A 5,808-nucleotide genomic window follows, 5' to 3' on the forward strand; every position below is an offset into this window, starting at 1 on the left:
GACCGGCACCGGCAAGATCGACAGACAAGCGGTGATGCGGATTTAAAGCAGTATCCGGTGCCGCAATCATGCTGGCACCGAATCTGCGGAGACGCCCCCCACCCCCGACCCCTCCCCACCACGCGCTGCGCGCGCGGAGGGAGGGGAGACGGTAGGCGCCTCCGCAAACCTCTTACGTCAGCGTTCGCCCGCTCATCGTCACTGCTCTTCTCCCCTCCTCCCGCGAAGCGGTGGGGAGGGGTCGGGGGTGGGGGGTGGCGCTGCATAGTCGCTGCCAGAGCGGGCGGAGAGATTTCCCCAAACCGCCGCGTTGCGCGCGTCGACCTCGCCCGCAAGCGGGAGAGGTGAGATTAACCCGCGAGCCCCGTCCCACCATAGAGCCACGCCAGATCGCGATAATAATCCTCCGAACTCTTCGCGCGCATGATCGCGTTGCGCAGACGGGCGTGGTCGCCGGCGGGATGATAGATGTGCTCGCCGATGGCGCGGGACATAAGTTGCACGCGCGCGGTGCGGGGAAAACGCTGCTGGCGGTAGTTCTCCAGCGCGGTTTCGTGATTGTCGGGATGGCTGCCGAGCATATGCGACAGGCACACCGCGTCCTCCATCGCCTGGCAGGCGCCTTGCGCGAAATATTGCAGCATCGGGTGCGCGGCGTCGCCGAGCAGCGCGACGCGGCCGTCGACCCAGCTCCCGTTGGGATCGCGGTCGCACAACACCCAGAGCTTCCAGTTCTTGCCGTGACGGATGATGCTCTGCGCGCGTTCATGCACATGCGAAAAGCCCTGCAGGACTTCCGCTTCGGACACCGGCTTGCCCGCCACCGGCTCCGGCGCGTCGTTATGATAGGTGACGACGAGGTTGAACACCTTCCAGCCCGACAGTGGATAATGCACGATATGGCATTTCGGCCCCGCCCACAGCGTCGCCGCGTTCCAGCGCAGATCTTCCGGCATCTCCTCGGTTGGGATCACTGAGCGATAGGTGGTGTGGCCGGACACCCGCGGCGGCCCGTCTGATGTGACCTGCTTTCTGATGTTCGACCACAGCCCGTCGGCACCGATCAACAGTGATCCCGTCACGCGCTCGCCGGACGAAAGATGCGCCGTCACCGACGAGGCGTCCTGGTCGTAACCCACGACTTCGCTGCTGACGCGCAGTTCGATCAGCTCGTGATTCCGGCAGGCTTTCAGGAACACGCCGTGCAAATCGCCGCGATGAACCACGCCATATGGATTGCCGAAGCGCGAGCGGAACGCCTCGCGCAGATCGACATGGGTGATCTCCTCGGCGGTCAGCGCATCCATCAGCCGGAGCTGATCGATATAGACCGCCATGCTCCGCGCGGCTTCGCCGACGCCGAGATAATCGAAGGCATGGAAGGCGTTCGGCCCGAGCTGGATGCCGGCCCCGATTTCGCCGAGCGTCGAGGCCTTTTCCAGCAGGATCGAGGCAATACCCTTTTGCGCGAGACCCAGTGCAGCGGCAAGGCCGCCGATGCCGCCGCCCGCGATCAGGACCGGCCGCGTGTTCGAAGCTGCCATCAGTTTGATTTCCCGAGATGTTCGAGCGCGTCTTCGGCCCGCAGCGGCACCCGCGAGGCCTCGTTGTTGAGATCGACCAGCTGCGTCAAAAGCGCCATCAGGGTCTTGCGGTCGGCCGGCTTCAGGGGTTGCAGCATCCGCGACTGCGCGCGATCGACCGAGGGCATGATATCGCGCAGCAGCGCCGCGCCCGATCTGGTCTGGTACAGCAGCTTGATGCGCTTGTCCCCGGACGACGGCTTGCGCTCGACATAGCCTTTCGTCTCCAGCCGTTCGATCACGTTGCCGAGTGTCGAGCGGTCGAACGCGATCACGGCCGAAAGCCGCGTCGCGTCGATGCCGGGATGGGTTTGGATCGCGACCAGCGCCGCAAACTGCACCGGCGTCAGGTCATGTTCCCGGCACTCCTCCATGAAGATCGCGACCGCGATCTGCTGCATCCGGCGGAACAGATACCCGGGAGCGGTATAGACCGCGTCCATGGTGACGGTTGCGGGTTTACTCGGCATCGGGCTGGCGCTCCGGCGCGGCGTCCGCAAACGCCTTGAGATCTTTTGCGGCTGCTTCCGCTTTCAACAGCCGCGGATAGGCGGCGACATCGACGCCGAAGCGCCGCGCATTGGCGAGCTGCGGCACCAGGCAGAGATCGGCCATGGTCGGCGCGTCGCCGAAGCAGAACGGACCGCGCTCGCCCGCGATCAAGACTTCGCAGGCCGACAGCCCCTCGCGGTTGGCCCAGGCCGCCCAGCCCGTCACCTGCTCTTCGGGGAGCCCAAGTTCGCGCAGCCGCGCCAGCACTTTGAGGTTCTGCACCGGGTGGGTATCGCAGGCCAGCACCTGCGCAAACGCCCGGACATGGGCGCGGCGCAGCGGATCGTCAGGCAACAGCGGCGGCGTGGGGTGGGTCTCATCCAGCCATTCGATGATGGCCAGCGACTGGGTGATGACGGCGCCCGCATACTGCAGCGTCGGCACCAGCCCTTGCGGGTTGATCGCGAGATAAGAGGGGTCGAGCTGTTCGCCTTTGCGAAGGTGATGCGGCAGGTGCTCGGCGCCCAGGCCCTTCAGATTCAACGCGATTCTGACCCGGTAGGACGCGCTGCTGCGGAAATAACCGTGCAGCTTCATGGGGGACCTCCCTCGATTTTTCGCGTTGGCGGTTGGCCGCCCTGATTGACGCTAGCCATATTGTAAGTATGCTGTCAATAATTTGAAGCCAACAAGAACAGGGAGGCTCGCCATGGAAGCCGTACAGAAGACGCCGGAACGCGAGGCATTCTACAAGAAAATCGACGGCGAGAATCTCTCTGCGCTCTGGAACGTGATGGGCGATCTGATCACGCCGGAGCCGAGGAGCGCTTGCCGGCCGCATTTGTGGAAATTCGACGCCATCCGCGACTACATGACCGAAGCCGGCAAGCTGATCACCGCCAAGGAAGCCACGCGGCGGGTGCTGGTGCTGGAAAATCCCGGGCTGCGCGGCCAGTCGAAGGTGACGACCTCGCTGTTTGCCGGCGTGCAGATGGTGATCCCGGGCGATATCGCGCCTTCGCACCGGCACAGCCAGTCGGCGCTGCGTTTCATCCTCGAAGGCAAGGGCGCCTATACCTCGGTCGATGGCGAGCGCACCGCGATGGAGCCGGGCGATTTCGTCATCACGCCGTCGATGACCTGGCACGATCACTCCAACGAAACCTCGCAGCCGATGTTCTGGCTCGACGGTCTCGACATTCCGATGGTGCAATTCTTCGATGCCTCATTCGCCGAGGACTCCAAGGAAGACCAGCAGAAAATTACAAAGCCGGCCGGCGACAGTTTCGGGCGCTACGGCCACAATCTTCTGCCGGTCGACGAGAAGCGCACATCCAAGACCTCGCCGATCTTCAACTATCCCTATGCCCATACCCGCGAGGCGCTGGAACAGGCCAAGGCGCGCAACGAGTGGGACCCCTGCCACGGCCTGAAGCTGAAATTCTCCAATCCCGAGACCGGCGATTTCGCGATGCCGACCATCGGCACTTTCATCCAGCTGCTGCCGAAGGGATTTAAAACGGCGCGCTATCGATCGACGGATGCCACCGTGTTCACGGCGATCGAAGGCAAGGGCCGCTCGCGAATCGGCGACCAGACTTTCGAATGGGGCCCGCGCGACCTGTTCGTGGTGCCGAGCTGGCAGTGGGTCACCCACGAGGCGGAGGCGGATTCGGTGCTGTTCAGTTTCTCCGATCGCCCGGTCCAGCAGAAGCTGGATCTGTTCCGGGAAGATCGTGGCAACGCGTGCAACGGACTCCGTTCCTCGTCGTCCCGGCGAAAGCCGGGACCCCATCCGGAGGGTTAGCCACCACGCCTCAAAGGGTTGGAACCGATTTCGGCGATTGCAGAATGACCGGCTTGGTGGGGTAACTGAACGTGTCGCCGTTAGAGACGACGCCATTGCGATCGACCTCGGTCGTAACCCGGAAATCTTATTGCTGTCGATCGTCAGCGTCATGGCCGCAACGCGTATCGCCGGTTGCGCCGCGGGCCAAGCCCGTGGAAACTGAGACATCACGGTCGCCTTCCCCACAAACAGGACACTTCTCCCCATGCGGATCTGCATTTTCGGCGCGGGCGCCGTCGGCAGCCATTTTGCGGTCCGGCTTGCGCTGGCGGGGCATGACGTCTCCTGCTTGATGCGCGGGCCGCATCTGGAGGCGGTCAGGGCAAAAGGCCTGACGCTTCGCGTGGGCGAGGCCGTATTTCCGGCGAAGATCAGGGCATCCGACGATCCCGCGGCGCTCGGGCCGCAGGATATCGTCATCTCGACGCTGAAGGCGACATCCCTCGCCAGCCTTGTCACCGGCCTGCCGCCGCTGTTGCGGGAGGACACCGCTGTGGTCTTCGCCCAGAACGGCATTCCCTGGTGGTACGACATCGGCATTTCGCCGGATCATCCCGACGTGCCTGATCTCGGCTTTCTCGACGCGAGCGGCCGGCTGCGCGCCTTGGTTTCACGAGAGCGGATCATCGGCGGCGTGATCTTTTCATCGAACGAGGTCGTCGCACCCGGAATTATCGCTAATCTTTCACCCAATCGAAACATGCTGCAAGTGGGAGAATGCGACGACCGTGCCAGCGCGCGGATCGAACGCCTGCGGGCTTTGCTCAACGAAGCCTCGATCCAGTCGCAGCCAGTCTCGCGGATCCGGGAAACGATCTGGTCCAAGCTGCTGACCAACATGTCGATGTCGGTGCTGTGCCTCCTGACCGGACAAACCGCTCGCGCCGTGCGGGACGATCCGGCCTTGCGCGACGTGGTGCCGCGTTTGCTCGACGAGGCCAACAGCATCGCGCAAAGCTTTATCCCCGACGTCAAGCGCGTCACCCGCACCGGGCCTGCGCCCGACCACAAGCCTTCGATCCTGCAGGACTACGAACTCGGCCGCGCGATGGAGATCGACGCGCTGGTCCGCGCGCCGGCGGCGTTCGCGCGGGCCGCGGGACTGTCGACGCCGATGCTCGACCTGATGGCCGCGCTGGCGATCCAGAAGGCGCGCGACAAGGGGCTGTATCTGGGATGAACAGTCCTTACTTTGGGCAATAGTCCCGCATGCTCGGTGCACCTCTCCCCTTGTGGGAGAGGTCGGATCGCATCGTCAGATGCGATCCGGGTGAGGGGTTACGCTCTATCGACAGACCGTGACCCCGCACCCCAACCCTCTCCCACAAGGGGAGAGGGAGCTCACCGCCGTTGCCGCAACATCGAACCAATGCTTCAATAAAAATACATCGGATATCTGGGCGAAGAATAGAGCGACCGTCGGAAAGTGAGATTCTCATCATGCTCGTGAAAAACAAAGTCTGCGTCGTCACGGGAGCCGCCAGCGGCATCGGCGCGGAGGTTGCGCGCGCTTTTGCGGAAAGAGGCGCGCGCGGCGTGGTGATCGCCGACCTCAAGTCTTCGCGCGACCGGCTGGCAAGAGTCGCCGGCGATATCGACGGGCTCGCGGTGACCGCCGATGTCGGCCAGGAAGAGGACATCAGGGCGCTGATCGCGGCGGCCGAGGACAAGTACGGGCCGGTCGACGTGTTCTTTTCCAATGCGGGCCTGTCCCGCAAGGGGCAGGAGGGCGCCGACGACGCCGACTGGGACGTGAGCTGGCGGGTGCATGTCATGAGCCACGTGTTCGCGGCGCGCGCACTGGTGCCCGGCATGCTCGCGCGCGGATCCGGCTATCTGCTCAATACGGCGTCCGCGGCGGGCCTCTTGGCTTCGCTGAACTCG

General features: G+C 64.1%; 6 protein-coding genes. 3 read left to right on the top strand and 3 right to left on the bottom strand.

Translation table 11 applies throughout. The features are described from left to right. Positions 1-350: 350 nt before the first annotated feature. Genes QZ213_RS23525 through maiA form a run of 3 tightly spaced genes read right to left on the bottom strand, consistent with a single transcriptional unit; the run spans position 351 to position 2,672 of the window. Positions 351-1,544: a 3-hydroxybenzoate 6-monooxygenase gene (locus QZ213_RS23525; protein ID WP_291688480.1), complete on the bottom strand. Its 1,194-nt coding sequence runs from the start codon at positions 1,542-1,544 to the stop codon at positions 351-353. Then, positions 1,544-2,053 carry a MarR family transcriptional regulator gene (locus QZ213_RS23530; protein ID WP_291688481.1) on the bottom strand — a complete coding sequence of 170 codons (510 nt, stop codon included), beginning with the start codon at positions 2,051-2,053 and terminating at the stop codon, positions 1,544-1,546. The genes QZ213_RS23525 and QZ213_RS23530 overlap by 1 nt, the downstream gene beginning before the upstream one ends. Continuing rightward, on the bottom strand, positions 2,043-2,672 hold the full coding sequence (gene maiA / locus QZ213_RS23535) for a maleylacetoacetate isomerase (protein ID WP_291688482.1): 630 nt from the start codon (positions 2,670-2,672) through the stop codon (positions 2,043-2,045). Before maiA ends, QZ213_RS23530 begins: the two co-directional genes overlap by 11 nt. Positions 2,673-2,784: 112 nt before the next feature. Here maiA and gtdA point away from each other — a divergent pair, with 112 nt between their 5' ends. The 3 genes from gtdA to QZ213_RS23550 form a co-directional block, all read left to right on the top strand. After that, positions 2,785-3,882 (top strand): gentisate 1,2-dioxygenase, encoded by a 1,098-nt coding sequence (gene gtdA / locus QZ213_RS23540; protein WP_291688483.1) that lies wholly within the window; start codon positions 2,785-2,787, stop codon positions 3,880-3,882. Positions 3,883-4,129: 247 nt separating this feature from the next. Beyond that, positions 4,130-5,104 carry a ketopantoate reductase family protein gene (locus QZ213_RS23545; RefSeq protein WP_291688484.1) on the top strand — a complete coding sequence of 325 codons (975 nt, stop codon included), beginning with the start codon at positions 4,130-4,132 and terminating at the stop codon, positions 5,102-5,104. Between the two features lie 260 nt (positions 5,105-5,364). After that, positions 5,365-5,808: SDR family oxidoreductase (locus QZ213_RS23550; protein ID WP_291688485.1), on the top strand; the 444-nt coding region annotated here is incomplete at its 3' end.

It is taken from the genome of Bradyrhizobium sp. (assembly GCF_017881085.1).
Taxonomy (GTDB): Bacteria; Pseudomonadota; Alphaproteobacteria; order Rhizobiales; family Xanthobacteraceae; genus Bradyrhizobium.

Bases quoted from the DNA above. Each gene is read 5' to 3' on its own strand.
- QZ213_RS23525 (WP_291688480.1), bottom strand. From the start codon at position 1,544: ATGGCAGCTTCGAACACGCGGCCGGTCCTGATCGCGGGCGGCGGCATC.
- QZ213_RS23530 (WP_291688481.1), bottom strand. From the start codon at position 2,053: ATGCCGAGTAAACCCGCAACCGTCACCATGGACGCGGTCTATACCGCT.
- maiA (WP_291688482.1), bottom strand. From the start codon at position 2,672: ATGAAGCTGCACGGTTATTTCCGCAGCAGCGCGTCCTACCGGGTCAGA.
- gtdA (WP_291688483.1), top strand. From the start codon at position 2,785: ATGGAAGCCGTACAGAAGACGCCGGAACGCGAGGCATTCTACAAGAAA.
- QZ213_RS23545 (WP_291688484.1), top strand. From the start codon at position 4,130: ATGCGGATCTGCATTTTCGGCGCGGGCGCCGTCGGCAGCCATTTTGCG.